Consider the following 291-nt stretch of genomic DNA (forward strand, 5'->3'; position numbering starts at 1 on the left):
GGAGCAAATTCCTCCCTTGTTTCAGCCCGTGCATCCATCCCTAAACGGTAAGGTAGTCCTTGGGAAGCCGCAACATCTCCCAACTCGGTAGCATCGATCAAAATGGAAGAAGAAAAACGGAGCTCCTTGCCATTCTGAATGGCAATCACCTCCCAAAGTTCATTCTGGTAGGTAGCCGATTTCCATTCAGCTTCCAAAAAGATTTCCAGATTAGGTACTTGTGAGGTAATCCTTTGGAGAATCTGATTTCCTACACTAGGTTCAAAAAGTGTGTTACTTACCCACCCCGTG

Annotated in this window: 1 protein-coding gene; it reads right to left on the reverse strand. The window is 46.0% G+C overall.

The genetic code is table 11. The features are described 5' to 3' along the window. Positions 1-291 (reverse strand): FAD-dependent oxidoreductase (locus ACNKXV_RS14410; protein WP_417908398.1); only part of this gene is annotated, 291 nt, incomplete at both ends.

It is taken from the genome of Christiangramia aquimixticola (genome assembly GCF_048285835.1).
Classification (GTDB): Bacteria; Bacteroidota; Bacteroidia; order Flavobacteriales; family Flavobacteriaceae; genus Christiangramia; species Christiangramia aquimixticola.